Raw genomic sequence first — 14,877 nt, 5'->3', positions numbered from 1 at the left:
ACCCTGAACGGGTGCACAAGACCATCACCCCCGAACGGGGGCCTGCGCTCTGCGGATGCGGATGCCGATGCAGAACGCCGGTGCACGACGCGGTCAGATCTCGACGTCGCGGTCAGATCTCGACGTCGCTGCCCATCGTCACGGTGCGCTGCGCGGGGAGACCGAAGCGTGCTGCGGGGTCGGCGGCGTTGTGGGCGAGGCCGACGAAGAGCTTCTTCCGCCAGGCCACCATCCCCCGGTTGCCGGGCATCGGACGGAGGGCCCCGCGGGAGATGAAGTAGGACGCCCGGAGCACTTCCTCCGGGTCGATGTCCAGGACCTCGGCCAGGCAGGCGGCGTGCAGGGCCTTCGGCAGGTCCTGGTCGTCCGAGAACCCGAACTTCACCGTGATGTGGTCGATGCCGTCGTCCTCGTAGCCGAGGTCGTCGCGGAAGAACGCCTTCGCGTGCGGGACGTGCGGCACGTTGGCGGTGAGCACCGAGACGATCAGGACGGTCCGGTGCACGACGTGGTTGTGCTCGACGTTGGCCCGGAGCGCCAGCGGCGTGGTCTCCTTGTTCGGGTGCGGGAAGACCGCCACCCCGGGCACCCGCGGGATGTGCTCGTGGTTGATCCGGTCGATGAAGTCGGCGAGCGACCCTTCGCGCTCCTTGCGTTCCTCCTGCACGAGCGCCCGACCTCGGCGCCACGTCGTCATCACCGTGATCACCGCCAGGGCGATGAGGAGCGGCACCCAACCGCCGTGGATGATCTTCGACAGGTTGCCGGCGAGGAAGGTCAGCTCGAGGCCGCCGAACGCCACCGCCGCGACCACGAGCTTCCAGGTCGCCCACTTCCACAGCGGGCGGACGACGAGCAGGAGCAGGAGCGTGTCGACGACCAGGGCTCCGGTGACGGACACCCCGTACGCGGTGGCCAGGTTCGCCGACGACCGGAACGCGAGCATGATCGCGAGCACGCCGATGAACAGCAACAGGTTGACCGCGGGCAGGTAGATCTGCCCGCTCTCCCGCCGTGACGTCTGCCGGATCGTGAGCGGCGGCAGCAGCCCGAGCTGGACCGCCTGGCGGGTGAGCGAGAACGCCCCGGAGATGACGGCCTGGCTCGCGATCACCGTCGCGAGCGTCGCCAGCACCACCACGGGCAGTCGCAACGCGTCCGGGAACAGCAGGAAGAACGGGTCCTTCGCCGCCGACGGGTCACGCAGCACCAGCGACGCCTGCCCGAGGTAGTTGAGGACGAGCGCCGGGAACACCACGAAGAACCACGCCTTGAGGATCGGCGACCGTCCGAAGTGCCCCATGTCGGCGTAGAGCGCCTCGGCACCGGTGATGACGAGCACCACCGCACCCATCGCAACGAACGTGATGTACGGGTGCGCGAAGGCGAACGAGATCGCCCACGTCGGCGAGAGCCCCTGCAGGACGCCGGGGTGCTCGAGGATGTGCGGGACGCCGGCGGCGGCGATCACGACGAACCAGAGCAGCATCACCGGGCCGAACAGGTTGCCGACCTTGCCGGTGCCGAAGCGCTGCACCGCGAACAGCACGACCAGGATGACCGCGGCGATCGGCACGATCAGGTGCTCGACGGACGGCGCCGCGGTGCCGAGCCCCTCGACCGCCGACAGCACCGACACGGCCGGGGTGATCACGGAGTCGCCGTAGAAGAGCGAAACCCCGACGATGCCGATCACGAGGAAGATCACCGCACCACCGCGACGCTTCGCGTAGAGCCGGCGGGCCAGGGCGGCGAGCGCCATCACACCGCCCTCGCCGTCGTTGTCAGCGCGCATCAGGATCAGCACGTACTTGATCGAGACGATGATCGTGATGCTCCAGAACATCATCGAGATGACGCCGTAGACGTCTTCCTGGTTCGCCTTCACCAGGCCGTCGTCGATCGTGAACACGGTGCGCAGGGCGTAGAGCGGACTCGTCCCGATGTCGCCGAACACGACACCGAGTGCGGCGAGCGCCAGGACGGCGACGCCCTTGCGCGGACCGTGGCCGCCGTCGTCGGTGGCCTCGGTCGTGGGGGTGGTGTGGTCCGTCGGCTTCGACGGTTCCGTCGGGGTCTCGGAGCGGGTCTCGGTCACGCTCGGCACTTCCGTCTCCGGCCGTCCGGGCGACGGCCGCCGCTCATCATCGCACCGTGCGCGGGATGCGCTCGCAGGTGGCGCACATGCGTGCGCACCGTAGCTCTCGACGTGCGCGCGGGGCGGACGGGAGGCCCGTGGCGGGCCCGCACCGCGCCTCCCGTCCGACGGTGGGCCGGGTCCACATCCGCGAAAGCGACAGCGTGCCGCGAACTGTTCGCGGAGATCTGTCGCGATGCCGGAACGGACGGTGCCCCGTGCCGCAGGATTGTCGCTTTCGCGGGCCGGGCCTCAGGGACGCAGGCCGCGCACCAGGTCGTGGACCACGCGGGCGGCGCGCGCCGCGGCACCGTCCAGGTGCTCGCGGAACTCGGCACCGTCGGGGGCGCAGAGGTCGCTGATGCAGCGCACCGACACGAACGGCATGTCGTGCACGTGGGCGAACTGGGCGATGGCGGCCGACTCCATGTCGACCGCGGCCACGTCGGGGAAGGCGTCGCGGAGCGTCCGGGCGCGTCCCTCGGTGACGAAGACCTCGCTCGAGCCGATCGTCGCCGAGCGCAGCGGCCAGGCGATGTCGGCGGCCATCGCCAGCTCGACCAGTCGGGCGTCCGGGGCGTACCCGGTCGGCATGCCGGGCACCTGGCCGAGGGCGTAGCCGAACGCGGTGGCGTCCGCGTTGAGGTTGACGTACCGGTCGCCGACGACGACGTCACCGATCGCGATGCCGTGCATGAGGCCGCCGGCGGTCCCGACGCTGATCACGGGGATGCCGGGTCCGAAGTCGTGGAAGCCGTGTGCCACGGCTGCTGTCGCGTTCGTGAAGCCGATGCCGCTGCGGCGGACGGCGACGGTGGCGCCGCCGATGTCGAGCAGCTGGTGCGGGTCGTGGCCGCCGACGGGGCCGTCGAGGATCGGGACCCCGCCGAACAGGTCGGCGAAGGCGGAGACCTCTTCGCTCATGGCCGCGATGATGATCGCGACGGGCGTCTGTTCCTGCACTGATCGATCCTCGCACGGCGAGGACGCGACGGCTGCCAGCGACGGCTGCCGGCTACCGCTGCCGGCTACCGCTGCCGGTTACCGCTGCCGGGCGAGCTCCTCGGCGACGAACGCGGCCATCGCGTCGGCGCCGAAGTGGTCGTCGGCGGTGATCGTGACCACGGTGTCGCCGTCGGGGTGGTCGTCGAACAGCAGCATCTGCCCGTACGCCCCGTGCAGCCGCCACAGCTGACCCGGACCACCCCAGCCGGCCATCGCGTAGCGGTGGTACCCGGGCCCGGTCCCCTCGCGCTCGACCCAGTCGGAGTGCATCGCGTCGCACCAGCGGGCGCTGACGATGCGCTGCCCGTCGACCACGCCGCCGTCGCGGATGAGCCGACCGAGGCGCGCGAGTTCCTCGGTCCGGAGCGCCAGTCCCTCGCCGGCGGCGACGTACCCGTTCGGGCAGCGCAGCCACTCCACGTCCTCGATGCCGAGCGGGTCGAACAGGCGTCGGGACACGAACGCGCCGACGTCGCCGACGCGGGTCTCGAGCACGCGCATGGCCGTGTAGGTGCTGACGTTGGCGTACTGGAACACGCGACCCCGCGAGGGCCGCCGCAGGAACTCGGCCGCCAGGTCCGGCCAGTCGGTCAGCTCGGTCGCCGACCAGGGCATGTCGATCCCGCTCGTCATCGTGAGCAGGTGCCGGAGGGTGATCTGGTCGACACCGTCCCCGAACTCGAACCCGGGCAGCGATGCGGCGATCGGTTCGTCGACGTCCACCAGGCCCTCGTCGGCGGCGATCCCGGTGGCGATCACGCAGACGCCCTTGGCCGCGGAGTGGATCTCCTCGCGCACGTCGGGCGTCCAGCGGTGCTCGGCGACGTCGTCCGCGGTGCCGCCACCGGTGCGGACGTGCAGGCCGTGGGCGCCGAAGCCGGTGTCGTCGACCTGCCGGACGATCGCGTCGAGGATGGTGGTCGCGGTGGTCACACCGCCATCCTCTCGCGAGTCGCGGCACGGCCAGCAGCCGGACGCGTGTCCCACGGGATCCCTAGGGTCGAGGGATGACCTCCGCGACCCCTGCCGTCATCGCGCTGCTCGTCGGGTCCGCGATCGCGATCGCCGGACTGGTGCCGTGGGCAGCGCTGCAGTACCGACGCCGGGGCACCCTCGGCGTCGGCAACGCGGTGCTGGCGTTTGCCACCGTCGTCTACGGGCTCGCCCTCGTCACGTACACGCTCCTGCCCCTGCCCGACACCAGCGAGGTCGCGGCGATCTGTCGCGCCGCCTCCGGACCGCAGCTGACGCCGTTCGCGTTCGTCGGGGACATCGCGAAGGAGGGCGGGCTCTCCGGCCCCCGGTCCCTGCTCGCGAACCCGGCCGCGGCGCAGGTGGTCTTCAACGTCATCCTGTTCGTCCCCTCGGCATGCTCGTGCGGCACGTGTTCCTGCACGGACGGTTCCTGGCCGGTGTGGTCGTCGGGACCGTCGCCGGGTTCCTGGTCTCGCTGCTCATCGAGTGCACGCAGCTGACCGGCGACTGGTTCCTGTACCCGTGCTCGTACCGACTGTTCGACGTCGACGACCTGCTCGCGAACACCACCGGAGCACTCGTCGGCACGCTGGTCTCCCCCGTGCTCTGGGTGCTCGTCCGGCACCGGGGCGAGCCGTCGTCGGATCTGCCCCGCCGCGTGACGATCTGGCGCCGCGGGTTCGGGATGTTCTGCGACCTGCTCGCGATGGTGCTGACCAGCGGCGCCCTGGTGTCGATCACGAGCCTGTCGTTCGCCCTCGCCAGGCAGGACCTCAACTCCACGCTCGCACGGGTCCTGCTCGCCACGCTGCCCTTCGTCGCACCGGCGGTCCAGCTGGTGGTGGTGCTCGCGTCCGGGCGCACGCTCGGCGAGGCGGTCGTCCGGCTCCGACCGGAGCCGCGGCCGACGGCCTGGCAGCGCCTGGTGCGGTGGGCCGCGGGCTCCGGCGGGTGGGCGACGGCCACCGCCGCCGCGTTGCCCTTCACCGGCCTGCTGGCGTTCGCTCTCGCCGTCGCAGCCGTCATCGGGCTGTTCGCCACCCGAGGGCGGCGCGGGTTCGCGAACGTGCTGGCGCGGGTGGACGTGGTGGACGAGCGCATCGAGCCGACAGGAGCAAGTGAGGAGCGGTAGAAGGTCCGTGGCCTTGGTTCTGTTTCGGTCGTAACTGTTATCAACGAGAGCAGGGCTGAACGCATGCGCCCCTTCTGGTGGCCCCGAGGGCCATTGATGGCGGCCACGATCCGTCGACCAGAGCGGACGGGAGGCACATGGCGGGCCCGCCACGTGCCTCCAGTCCGATGACCCGGCGCTACTGCGATCGCAGTACGTGCGCAGGTCGCCGTCTTGGTCAGATGGTTCCGTCCCGAGCCGCCCGTGCTCGTGACGTGAGGAGCACCATGCGCACCGTCGTCGTCACCGGCCCCGGATCCGTCGAGATCCGCGACGAGCCCGTCCCCGAGGTCGGCCCCGCCGACGTCCTGATCGCCGTCAAGGCGTGCGGGGTCTGCGGCTCCGACGCCTTCTACGCCGCGCGCGGCGGCATCCCGCCGCGTGAGGGGCACACGCCCCTCGGGCACGAGGTCGCCGGAGAGGTGGCCGCCGTCGGCGACGCGGTCGAGGGCATCGCCGTCGGCGACCACGTGGTGGTGAACCCGATGGGCGACCCACGCGGGATCATCGGCAACGGCGGCCCCACCGGCGGGCTCTCCGAGTTCCTGCTCGTCGAGCAGGCCGTGCTCGGCACCAGCATCGCCCTGGTCCCGAAGGAACTGCCCTGGCAGGTGGCCGCGCTCAACGAGCCGATGGCGGTCGCCCTGCACGCCGTGAACCGGACCGCGCCGCAGCCGGGCGACACGGTCGTCGTGTTCGGTGCCGGCCCGATCGGGCTGGGCGCCGTGATCAGCTACAAGGCGCTCGGCGTCGGGCACGTGGTCGTCGTCGACGTGATCGCGTCGCGGCTCGAGAAGGCCCTGCTCGTCGGAGCCGATGCCGTCGTGAACTCGGCGGACGAGCCACTCGACGAGCGCCTGATCGCCCTGCACGGCGAAGCACGGGACGGCGTGGGGCACGGCGGGAAGTCCGGCACCGATGTCTGGCTCGACGCCGCCGGGGTGCCGGCCACCGTGCAGACGGCGCTGCGCCTGGCGAAGCACCGCGCGACGATCGGCGTCGTGGCGGTGCACAAGCGGCCCGTGGAGGTCGACTTCGGTGACCTGCTGGCCGTCGAGCCGACGATCGTGACCGCGATGGGGTACCCGACCGAGATCTTCGACGTCACCGAGCACATCATCGCGAACCCCGAGGCGTACGCGCAGATCGTCAGCGACGTCTTCCCGGCGAGCGACGTGCTCGAGGCCCTCCGGGTGGCTGCGACCCCCGGGGCGGCCGACAAGGTCGTCGTCACGTTCGACTGATGCCGGTGACCAGGAAGGTCGCCGTGCAGTACGTCGTCACGGTGTGGCGGGATCGGCCGCGGCGCGGGCTCGTGCTCGCCGTGCTGTCGGTGCCGAGCAGCCTCGTGATGGCGGGGTGGAAGGTCGTCCTGTTCTGCGCGGCCCCCTCGTTGTTCCTCGCCGCGACCGTGGTCTTCACGCTCGGGGTCGCGGCCGCGAAGGTCTGGGCCGTCCGTCGGCACCGACTGTCGTTCGCGTTCGATGCGTTGAACGGCGACCGGATGCGGTTCCGGCAGGCCGGACACCGGTGGATCGGGGGTGCGGTGACCGCGATGTCCGTCGTGTTCGTCGGGTGCAGCGTGCCGATGCTCATCGGGAGGGCGCACCCCGTGCACTACGACCAGTGGGTGGCGATCGTCATCGCGGCGGCGACGTTCGCGGAGCTGGGCATCGGGGTCTGGGGTGCGGTGACCGCGCGCAAGGACGGGGAACCACTCGTCGAGGCGACGAAGCTCGTGAACGTCGCCGCCGCGGTGGTCCTGCTCGTGCTGACCCAGTCGGCACTGCTCTCGTTCGCGGGCAGCGCCGAGGACGCTGCTGCGTCCACGGGTGCGAGCGGGGTGTTCCTCGGCGGTGTGGCTGCGGTGATCGGGCTCGCGATGGCGCTGCGACGGTTCCCGGAAGCGACGGCACCTCGGCCGGCACCGACCTCAGTCGACCAGGCCGGCCTGGAACGCGAACGCCACGAGTTGGGCCCGGTCGCGGGCGTCGACCTTCGCCATGGCCCGGTTCACGTGGGTCTTGACCGTGAGTGGTGAGAGGAAGAGCTCGGCGCTGATGGCGTCGATGCCCTGACCTCGGCTGACCATCACCACGACGTCGCGCTCGCGAGCGGTGAGGGCCTCGAAGCGCCGGGTCATCTCCGGGTCGACGGAGGACGCGGGGGTGCGGGCGACCTGTCCGATGAGCGCCGCTGCGGCCGCCGCGGACAGCGCCCCTCCGCCCGCTGCCACCTCCTCGATCGCCGCGACGAGCTCTGCGGGCCCCGCGGCCTTGCTGAGGAACCCGTTCGCCCCGGCACGCAGCGCCGCGAAGACGAGTTCGTCCTGGTCGAAGGTCGTCAGCATGACGATGCGCACCTGCTCGGCGGTGCGCTCGGCGCGGATCCGTCGGGTCGCCTCGACCCCGTCGATGCCCGGCATCCGGATGTCCATCATGATGACGTCCGCCGGGACCGACAGCGCCGTCTGCACCGCGACGAGCCCGTCCCCGGCCTCGCCGACGACCTCGATGCCGTCCTGGCGGTCGAGGATCGCACGGAGCCCCAGTCGGATCATGTCCTGGTCGTCGACCAGGATCACTCGTGTGGTCATCGTGCTCCGTTCGCGGTGGGCAGGCGGACGCGGACGACGAACAGCACGCCGTCCGCCGCGGCCTGGACGGACCCTCCGACGGCGGCGACGCGCTCGCGCATGCCGACCAGACCGAGCCCGCTGCTCCGGCCTGCGACGGGGTCGCTCGCCGGGGTCCGCCGGCGGGGGTTGCGGACCTCGAGCACCAGGTCGTCACCGGCGCGGGCGAGGGTGACGGTCGTCCGGCCCTCGCCGTGTCGGTGGGCGTTGGTGAGCGACTCCTGCACCACCCGGTAGACCGTCACACCGATCGGCACGGAGACCGGGCCGACGTCGTCCAGTCGGGCATCGACGTCGAGGCCGATCCGTTCGTACGACGCGATGAGTCCGGGGAGCTGCTCGATGCCGGGGGCCGGAGCCGTCGGGTCGTCGAGGTCGGCGCCGCTGCCCGACGCCGAACGGAGCACCGTCAGGACGTGCTGGGTCTCCGTCAGGACGTTCCGCACGCCGTCCCGGGCGGCATCCAGCGCACGCCGGGCCTCGTCGGCCCCGGCGGGCAGGGTGACCTCGGCGACCCCGAGCTGCATGCTGACCACCGCGATCTCGTGCCCGATGACGTCGTGCAGGTCCCGCGCGATCCGGACGCGTTCCTCGGCCACGCGGCGCTCGGCCTCGAGTTCCCGCGTGGCGACGGCATCGGCGGCGCGCTGTTCCAACGACGCCCGGTACTGGTGCTGCACCCGCAGCCCCGAGCCGATGGCCGCCGCGGCGACGACGGAGATGAGGGCGCCGAGGGCGGTCGGTACCGCACCGCCCTCCCCCGGCGCGAGGAGCGTGCCGATGACCACGCCGGGAGCGACGATCGCCGCGGCGCGGACCGGGTGCCCCTGCCGCGAGGACACCGCGAACAGCAGCAGCACCGCGCAGCTCCAGGTCACGATCGGCGACCACCCGGACAGGCCACCGAGCACCGGCGCGACCGTGGCGAGGCCGAGCGCCGTCCACGGTGTCCACGGCGCCGCGACGACGGCGAGCACGGTCGCGGCGACCGCGATGCCGGGCCCCGGGCCGGCATCGGCCGCGATCACCCGGCCCGACTCGATCGCGCACGCGAGCAGGACGACGGCGGCGGTGCCGCGGAACACCCAGCGGTCGTCCGGACGCCACGAACCCCAGATCGCTCGCAGTCGCCGCATGCACTCATCCTGTCGTGCGGGTCAGCGGTCCGGCTACTGCGAACGCAGTAGTCGGGGGTACCACCGATCGGGGACCTGCCCGCGGCCCGTCCCCGGGACGATCGACACCAGGCCGGAACGATCCGGCACCGACCGGAGGACCCACCATGACGCTGACGAACACCGCCGCTCCCGCTGCCACCGCGTACGACTACTGCACGGTCGACGTCCCGCGCGGCAAGGACGCCCTGTACGCGGACACCTACCGCAACTTCGGCTGGACGTCCGACGGCTCGGACCGGACGGGCGCACTGAACCGCCGGCACACCCTCGGCCTCCGCCGCGACCGTGCCGTCCGCTCCGTCGAACTGACCGAGCTCCAGCAGAACGCCGAGACCGCCCTGGCCACGATCGACGCCCTCGAACGGTCCCGCACGACCGCGGCGTCGGTGGTCGCGTACGCCCTCGGCGCGATCGGCAGCGTCCTGCTGGCTGCTTCGGTGTTCGCCATGCAGGACACCGTGGCGGTCCCCGACCTGCTCGGCGGGCTCGACCCGGTCACGGTGTTCCTCGTCGGGGCCGGTGGGCTGGTCAACTGGGCGATCGCTCCCGTGGCCTTCCAGCTCGTCCGCGCGGCGCGCACCAAGCGGATCCGTCCGGCCGTCGACCGCCAGTTCGACGTCGTCTACGGCGCGTGCGAGGCGGCCAGTCGCCGCCGGACCGCCTGAGCGCGGGCCGAGCCCGATGACGAACACCATCGCCCGGGAAGACGCTGTCCTGCACGCGCCGGTCCCCCGCCACCTGGAGACCCGGGTGCTGTACGCACCGACCGCGTTCGTGCCGCTTCACCGGCACACCCTGGAGCAGTTCGGCTGGACGGTGACCGTGCAGGGCGGACGGCTCGGCACGACGTCCCTGCTGCTCCAGCGGCTGCGCACCCGGCCCGACGCGGCCCGACCGCTCCTCGAGCGTCGTGCCGAGCGGGCGCTGGCCCGGATCGCCGCCCTCGAGCAGCAGCCGGCCCGGTTGGCTGGTGTGGTCGCCACCGCGGGTTCCGCGGTCGCCGTGCTGGCGGTCGCGCTCGGCGGTCTGCTCGCCCTCGGCGGGGACCCGACGCTCGTGCCGGTCCTCGTCGGTGCCGGCGTGTGGATCGCCGCCGTGGCCGCAGCGCCCGGCATCCGGTCGTGGCGCACCGAGCGGAACCAGGCCGCGCTCAGCCGGGAGTACGCCGCGATCGACGCGTGCACGCACCCGGCCGACGGGTCGTGACGGCGGCGGAGCCCCGCGCACGACGCACACAGGAAAACGGCCCGGTGGGATCCCCACCGGGCCGTCGTGTGTACGGAACCGACGGGTCAGTCCGCCAGGCGGATCGCCAGGGCCGGGCAGACCGCTGCGGCGTGCCGCACCGCCTCGACCTGCTCGTCGGCGACCTCGTCGGTCAGCAGGACGGCGATGCCGTCCTCGTCCCTCTGGTCGAAGACGTCCATCGCGGCCATGACGCACTGGCCACTCGCGACGCACTTGTCCTGTTCGAGGATGATCTTCATGATTCGTTCCCTCCGGTGGTCGAGCTCGCGCTCGTGGTGGTGTGGTGGTCGACGGGGCACCACGTGACGGGGAGCTCGTACACCCCGTAGACGGCACCGTCGTGCTTGAACGGGACCTCGTCGAGCGGGACCGCGCGAGCGAGGGTGGGGATCCGACGGAACAGCGTCGGGTACACGACCTGCAGTTCGACCCGGGCGAGCGGCTGGCCGAGGCACTGGTGCACGCCGAACCCGAACGCCACGTGGTTCCGCGGGTTGCGGGTCAGGTCGAGCCGGTCCGGGTCCGGGTACACGTCCGGGTCCCGGTTCGCCAGGTCCGTCGCGACGATCACTCCGTCACCGGCGCGGATCGTGGTACCGGCGACGTCGAGGTCCTCGGTCGCCACGCGCTTGCGTCCGTCGTGCGTGATGGTCAGGTAGCGCAGGAGCTCCTCCACCGCCGAGGCGACCAACGCCGGTTCGGGGTCGTCGAGCAGGCGGTCGCGCTCGTCCGGGTGCTCGAGCAGGGCGAGCGTGCCGAGGGCGATCATGTTCGCGGTCGTCTCGTGCCCGGCGATGAGCAGCAGGATCCCCATCTGCACGGCCTCGCCCTCGGTCATGTCGCCGGCGGTGACCCGGGCGGCGATGTCCGTGAGCAGGTCGTCGCCGGGTTCCACCGTCTTGCGGCGGAGCAGCGACGTCAGGTACGCACCGAGCTCGCGGAACGCCTGCTGCCGTTCGTCGTCGGTCGTGGTGCGGCGGATGATGGTCTTCGAGTGCGACTGGAACCGGTCGTGGTCCTCGTACGGCACGCCGAGCAAGGCGCAGATCACCAGGGACGGCAGCGGGAGCGCGAACGCCTCGACCAGGTCGACCGGGTTCGGGCCGGCGAGCAGCTGGTCGATCAGGTCGTCCGTGATCCGCTGCACCACGGGGCGGAGCGCCTCGATGCGTTTGATCGCGAACGGCGCGGTCACCATCCGCCGCAGCCGGGCGTGGTCGGGGTCGTCCATCAGGATGAAGGACAGCCCGCCGCCGCCGCCCGAGGCGCTGGCGGAGGGGTACCCCGGGTTGGCCGCGTCGGCGCTGACGGACAGGCTCGACAGCACCTGCTTGCCCTCGTCGTAGCGGGTGACGAGCCACGGCTCGCGGCCGTCGGCCAGCGTCACGCGGTGGACGGGGCCGTCCTCCTGCAGCACGCGGGCCGCCGGCGGCGGGTCGAAGGGACACCCGGCGGTCCGGCGGTCCATCGGGAACGTGTCCGGTCGGTCGGCGGTGATCGGTGGGTCGGTCATGGTCTGCTCCTCTGTGTTCGGGTGACGGCCCCGGTCAGGCGACCGGAGCGGACGGCACCGGTCAGCCGACCGGTGCCGGGCTCTCAGGGGCAGAAACCGCAGGCGCGGCAGGCGCGGCAGACAAGGCCGACAAGGCAGACAAGGCAGGCGCCGCAGACGCCGCTACCGGCACGTACCGGGGACGCAGGCGCATGCTGGCGATCCGCGCCTGCTTCGGCATGCCCCACCCGAGCACCCCGACCGCCTCACCGGCGCGTTCGGCCACGGCGACGAACCGGCCGTCCTCGGGGTGCCCGTCGACGACGGTGACCCGGTCGGCCGAGGTCATCTGCCCGAAGACCTGCACGCGGGTGCCGTGCTGGTCCGTCCAGAAGTACGGCACCGGCGTGTACGGCACGCGGCGCCCGAGGACGTTTCCGGCGACGACCTGCGCCATCTCGGTCGCGTTCGTGCGGTTCTCGAGCCGCATCGAGCGCCCCATTCCGACGTGGTGGAAACGGGCGACGTCGCCCACGGCCCAGACGCCGGGTGCAGCGGCTCCGAACGCGTCGCAGTCGACGCCGTCCGTGACCTCCAAGCCGGACGCCTCGAGCCACCCGGTCGTCGGGCGGGACCCCACGGCGACGACGACGACGTCGGCCGCACGGCTCGGGCCGTCGACGAACTCCACCGTGTCCGCGCGACCGTTCCGGCCGCGCACCCGCGCGGCGCGGACCCCGCCGAGCAACCGGATGCCGGCCGCCTCGTGCTGTGCCGCGAGGAACTGCGAGCCGAACCCGCCGAGCTGCCCGGACATCGGCGCACGGATGCTGCCCGCGAGCGTGACGTCCACGCCGAGGGACGCGGCGGTCTGTGCCACCTCGCTGCCGAGCACGCCGTTCCCGAGGACCAGCAGCGGCCCCTGCAGCGTCTGCAGTCCCGCTCGGAGCCGGTCCGCGTCGGCCCGGGTGCGGAGGACGTGCACGCCGTCGAGCCCGACCCCCGGGATCGCACGCGGCGTGACACCGGTGGCGATGACGACGTGGTCGGCGGCACGGGTGGTGCCGCTCGTCGTGGTCACGGTTCGGGTCGCGACGTCGAGGGCGACCGCGCGGTCCCCGAGCACGAACTCGGCGTCGAGGCCCGCGAGCTGCTCGGTCGAGCGGAGCACCATGGCGTCGGCGCCGATCTGCCCGGCCAGGTACTGCTTCGACAGCGGTGGCCGGTCGTACGGGTCCTCGGTCTCGCCGTCGAGCAGTGTCAGCCGGCCGACGTGCCCGTGGCGGCGGAGCGCCTCGGCCGTCGCGACACCGGCAGCCGAGGCGCCGACGACGAGGACGGATGCGTGGGGATCGGTCCGAGGGACTCCGGTACTGGCCATGCTCCGAGCCTCGCCGGGCCCAGCAGTGCCGGACTACTCCGGGCGGACCGACCGGGATACCGCAGACGCAGTACGCGCCGCGCCCGACGATCGAGCACCCTGGACCGGTGACCCGCACCCGCACCGAACACACCGCCCTGATCGTCGTCGACCTGCAGGCCGGGACCGCGCCGTACCAGCGCACCCACCCCGTCGAGGCCGTCGTGGCCAACGTCGAGACCCTCGCCCGCGCCACCCGTGGTGGCGGCGGCACGGTGGTGTTCATCCGCCACGACCCTGCCGCGACCCCGGCAGGCGCGACCCAGTACGGCGGCGGCCCCCGCCCGGCTCCGGTCGCCTACGGCTCACTGCTGCTCGAACGGGCCGACGCCGACGGCAACCTGACCCGCGGCGGGTGGAGCGCCTTCGCCGGCACCGGTCTCGACGAGCGACTGCGCACCGACGGCGTCACCGAGGTGGTCGTGGTCGGCCAGGCGACGACCTTCGGCGTCGAGTCCACGGCTCGGGCCGCGTACGACCTGGGCTACGACGTCGTCCTCGTCGAGGACGCCACCAACGACCCGGACCCGGACGCCCACGCCGCCCGGTTCCGGTCGGTGTTCCCCGCCCTCGGCGTCGTCGTGCAGACAGCCGACCTGGCGGGGCCGGGCGCGGCCTGAGCGGCGACCGGGCGGCGGACGGGAGGCCCGTGGCGGGCCCGCCACCTGCCTCCCGTCCGTCACGTGCACCGTTCAGGGCCGACCCTGTAGGACGGACGGAGCCGAGCGCACGCTCGCCCCGACCCGACCCGAGGAGCACCCATGGCCGCGAAGACCATCGTCATCACCGGCGCCAGCGACGGCATCGGCGTCGCCGCTGCGCGGGAGCTCGTCCGCCGCGGGAACGAGGTCGTGGTGGTCGGTCGCAACCCCGCGAAGACCGAGCGGGTCGCCCGCGACCTCGGCGTCGACCACTTCGTGGCCGACTTCTCGGACCTGTCCGCCGTCCGGGGGCTCGCCGACGACCTGCTCGAACGCTGCCCCCGGATCGACGTGCTGGCCAACAACGCCGGCGGGATCTTCAGCGCGGGCCGCCAGGTCACCGTCGACGGTCACGAGCTGACGTTCCAGGTCAACTACCTGGCGCCGTTCCTGCTCACGGAGCTGCTGATGGACCGGCTCGTCGCGTCCGGGGGAACGGTCATCAACACCTCGAGCGTCGCGAACAAGCTCTTCGGCCGCGTCGACATCGGCGACCTCGACGCCGAGCGGCACTTCCGGGCCACCAAGGCCTACGGCGACTCGAAGCTCGAACAGATCCTGTTCACCAAGGAACTCGACCGCCGGTACCGCGACCGGGGTGTGACGTCGACGGCCTTCCACCCCGGCACGATCAGCACCGGGTTCTCGAACGACAAGACCTCGCCGATGTACCTCGTGTACCACACGCCCCTGCGCCACGTGTTCCTGACGACCCCGGAGAAGGGCGCCGACACGCTGGTGTACCTGGCCGACAACACCCCCGGTCGCGACTACCCGACCGGCGAGTACTACGTGAAGCGCAAGGTCGCGGCGCCGAACGCGCAGGCCGAGGACGCCGACCTGGCGCGCGAGCTGTGGGACCGGAGCGTGGCGATGCTGCACGCGGTCTGACCAGGCGCGCTCCGCGTCGGCCGT

The 14,877-nt window shown here is 72.3% G+C and carries 16 protein-coding genes; 8 read left to right on the top strand and 8 right to left on the bottom strand.

Annotated elements, in window-relative coordinates; all coding sequences use genetic code 11:
- Positions 1-112: 112 nt before the first annotated feature.
- From EDF33_RS05630 to EDF33_RS05620, 3 genes are all read right to left on the bottom strand, one after another.
- Complete coding sequence (locus EDF33_RS05630; protein ID WP_185094282.1) at positions 113-2,098, bottom strand: potassium transporter Kup; 1,986 nt, start codon at positions 2,096-2,098, stop codon at positions 113-115.
- Between the two features lie 291 nt (positions 2,099-2,389).
- Entirely contained in the window at positions 2,390-3,100 is a 711-nt protein-coding gene (gene mtnN, locus EDF33_RS05625; RefSeq protein WP_123939135.1) for a 5'-methylthioadenosine/S-adenosylhomocysteine nucleosidase, read from the bottom strand.
- A gap of 78 nt (positions 3,101-3,178) precedes the next feature.
- Positions 3,179-4,075 (bottom strand): serine hydrolase domain-containing protein, encoded by an 897-nt coding sequence (locus EDF33_RS05620; protein WP_132099492.1) that lies wholly within the window; start codon positions 4,073-4,075, stop codon positions 3,179-3,181.
- Between the two features lie 74 nt (positions 4,076-4,149).
- Between EDF33_RS05620 and EDF33_RS20085 the strand changes: the two genes are divergently transcribed.
- The 4 genes from EDF33_RS20085 (at position 4,150) to EDF33_RS05605 (ending at position 7,329) form a co-directional block, all read left to right on the top strand.
- Positions 4,150-4,617 (top strand): hypothetical protein, encoded by a 468-nt coding sequence (locus tag EDF33_RS20085; protein WP_165918722.1) that lies wholly within the window; start codon positions 4,150-4,152, stop codon positions 4,615-4,617.
- Positions 4,527-5,249 (top strand): VanZ family protein, encoded by a 723-nt coding sequence (locus EDF33_RS20080; protein ID WP_165918721.1) that lies wholly within the window; start codon positions 4,527-4,529, stop codon positions 5,247-5,249. Before EDF33_RS20085 ends, EDF33_RS20080 begins: the two co-directional genes overlap by 91 nt.
- Before the next feature lie 266 nt (positions 5,250-5,515).
- Positions 5,516-6,532: a zinc-binding dehydrogenase gene (locus tag EDF33_RS05610; protein WP_131921139.1), complete on the top strand. Its 1,017-nt coding sequence runs from the start codon at positions 5,516-5,518 to the stop codon at positions 6,530-6,532.
- Positions 6,532-7,329: a hypothetical protein gene (locus tag EDF33_RS05605; protein WP_132099490.1), complete on the top strand. Its 798-nt coding sequence runs from the start codon at positions 6,532-6,534 to the stop codon at positions 7,327-7,329. Before EDF33_RS05610 ends, EDF33_RS05605 begins: the two co-directional genes overlap by 1 nt.
- Here the strand turns inward: EDF33_RS05605 and EDF33_RS05600 are convergent.
- Both EDF33_RS05600 and EDF33_RS05595 read right to left on the bottom strand, forming a co-directional pair.
- Entirely contained in the window at positions 7,222-7,884 is a 663-nt protein-coding gene (locus tag EDF33_RS05600) for a response regulator transcription factor (protein ID WP_123293819.1), read from the bottom strand. The genes EDF33_RS05605 and EDF33_RS05600 overlap by 108 nt on opposite strands.
- The gene (locus EDF33_RS05595; protein WP_123293818.1) at positions 7,881-9,059 is read right to left on the bottom strand and encodes a histidine kinase; all 1,179 of its coding nucleotides are present in this window, start codon (positions 9,057-9,059) and stop codon (positions 7,881-7,883) included. The genes EDF33_RS05600 and EDF33_RS05595 overlap by 4 nt, the downstream gene beginning before the upstream one ends.
- Before the next feature lie 146 nt (positions 9,060-9,205).
- Here EDF33_RS05595 and EDF33_RS05590 point away from each other — a divergent pair, with 146 nt between their 5' ends.
- On the top strand, positions 9,206-9,766 hold the full coding sequence (locus EDF33_RS05590; protein ID WP_132099489.1) for a hypothetical protein: 561 nt from the start codon (positions 9,206-9,208) through the stop codon (positions 9,764-9,766).
- A 16-nt stretch (positions 9,767-9,782) separates the two neighbouring features.
- Entirely contained in the window at positions 9,783-10,307 is a 525-nt protein-coding gene (locus EDF33_RS05585; protein WP_132099488.1) for a hypothetical protein, read from the top strand.
- An 86-nt stretch (positions 10,308-10,393) separates the two neighbouring features.
- Here EDF33_RS05585 and EDF33_RS05580 read toward each other — a convergent pair whose 3' ends face one another.
- The 3 genes from EDF33_RS05580 to EDF33_RS05570 all read right to left on the bottom strand — a co-directional run bounded on the left by EDF33_RS05580 (position 10,394) and on the right by EDF33_RS05570 (position 13,222).
- Positions 10,394-10,588, bottom strand: a complete 195-nt coding sequence (locus tag EDF33_RS05580; protein WP_132099487.1) for a ferredoxin — start codon at positions 10,586-10,588, stop codon at positions 10,394-10,396.
- Positions 10,585-11,862 carry a cytochrome P450 gene (locus tag EDF33_RS05575; RefSeq protein ID WP_132099486.1) on the bottom strand — a complete coding sequence of 426 codons (1,278 nt, stop codon included), beginning with the start codon at positions 11,860-11,862 and terminating at the stop codon, positions 10,585-10,587. Before EDF33_RS05575 ends, EDF33_RS05580 begins: the two co-directional genes overlap by 4 nt.
- Before the next feature lie 61 nt (positions 11,863-11,923).
- Positions 11,924-13,222 carry an FAD-dependent oxidoreductase gene (locus EDF33_RS05570; protein WP_132099485.1) on the bottom strand — a complete coding sequence of 433 codons (1,299 nt, stop codon included), beginning with the start codon at positions 13,220-13,222 and terminating at the stop codon, positions 11,924-11,926.
- Between the two features lie 107 nt (positions 13,223-13,329).
- Here EDF33_RS05570 and EDF33_RS05565 point away from each other — a divergent pair, with 107 nt between their 5' ends.
- Both EDF33_RS05565 and EDF33_RS05560 read left to right on the top strand, forming a co-directional pair.
- Positions 13,330-13,881: a cysteine hydrolase gene (locus EDF33_RS05565; RefSeq protein WP_207906631.1), complete on the top strand. Its 552-nt coding sequence runs from the start codon at positions 13,330-13,332 to the stop codon at positions 13,879-13,881.
- Positions 13,882-14,022: 141 nt separating this feature from the next.
- On the top strand, positions 14,023-14,853 hold the full coding sequence (locus tag EDF33_RS05560; protein ID WP_132099483.1) for an SDR family NAD(P)-dependent oxidoreductase: 831 nt from the start codon (positions 14,023-14,025) through the stop codon (positions 14,851-14,853).
- Positions 14,854-14,877 lie beyond the last annotated feature (24 nt).

The organism is Curtobacterium sp. PhB146 (assembly GCF_004342995.1).
Classification (GTDB): Bacteria; Actinomycetota; Actinomycetes; order Actinomycetales; family Microbacteriaceae; genus Curtobacterium.
The sequence above is the reverse complement of the archived record's forward strand: the minus strand, read 5'-3'. Positions and strand labels throughout refer to the sequence as shown.

Bases quoted from the DNA above. Each gene is read 5' to 3' on its own strand.
- EDF33_RS05560 (WP_132099483.1), top strand. From the start codon at position 14,023: ATGGCCGCGAAGACCATCGTCATCACCGGCGCCAGCGACGGCATCGGC.
- EDF33_RS05595 (WP_123293818.1), bottom strand. From the start codon at position 9,059: ATGCGGCGACTGCGAGCGATCTGGGGTTCGTGGCGTCCGGACGACCGC.
- EDF33_RS05570 (WP_132099485.1), bottom strand. From the start codon at position 13,222: ATGGCCAGTACCGGAGTCCCTCGGACCGATCCCCACGCATCCGTCCTC.
- EDF33_RS05585 (WP_132099488.1), top strand. From the start codon at position 9,783: ATGACGAACACCATCGCCCGGGAAGACGCTGTCCTGCACGCGCCGGTC.
- EDF33_RS05575 (WP_132099486.1), bottom strand. From the start codon at position 11,862: ATGACCGACCCACCGATCACCGCCGACCGACCGGACACGTTCCCGATG.
- EDF33_RS05600 (WP_123293819.1), bottom strand. From the start codon at position 7,884: ATGACCACACGAGTGATCCTGGTCGACGACCAGGACATGATCCGACTG.
- EDF33_RS05580 (WP_132099487.1), bottom strand. From the start codon at position 10,588: ATGAAGATCATCCTCGAACAGGACAAGTGCGTCGCGAGTGGCCAGTGC.
- EDF33_RS05590 (WP_132099489.1), top strand. From the start codon at position 9,206: ATGACGCTGACGAACACCGCCGCTCCCGCTGCCACCGCGTACGACTAC.
- EDF33_RS05605 (WP_132099490.1), top strand. From the start codon at position 6,532: ATGCCGGTGACCAGGAAGGTCGCCGTGCAGTACGTCGTCACGGTGTGG.
- EDF33_RS05610 (WP_131921139.1), top strand. From the start codon at position 5,516: ATGCGCACCGTCGTCGTCACCGGCCCCGGATCCGTCGAGATCCGCGAC.
- EDF33_RS20085 (WP_165918722.1), top strand. From the start codon at position 4,150: ATGACCTCCGCGACCCCTGCCGTCATCGCGCTGCTCGTCGGGTCCGCG.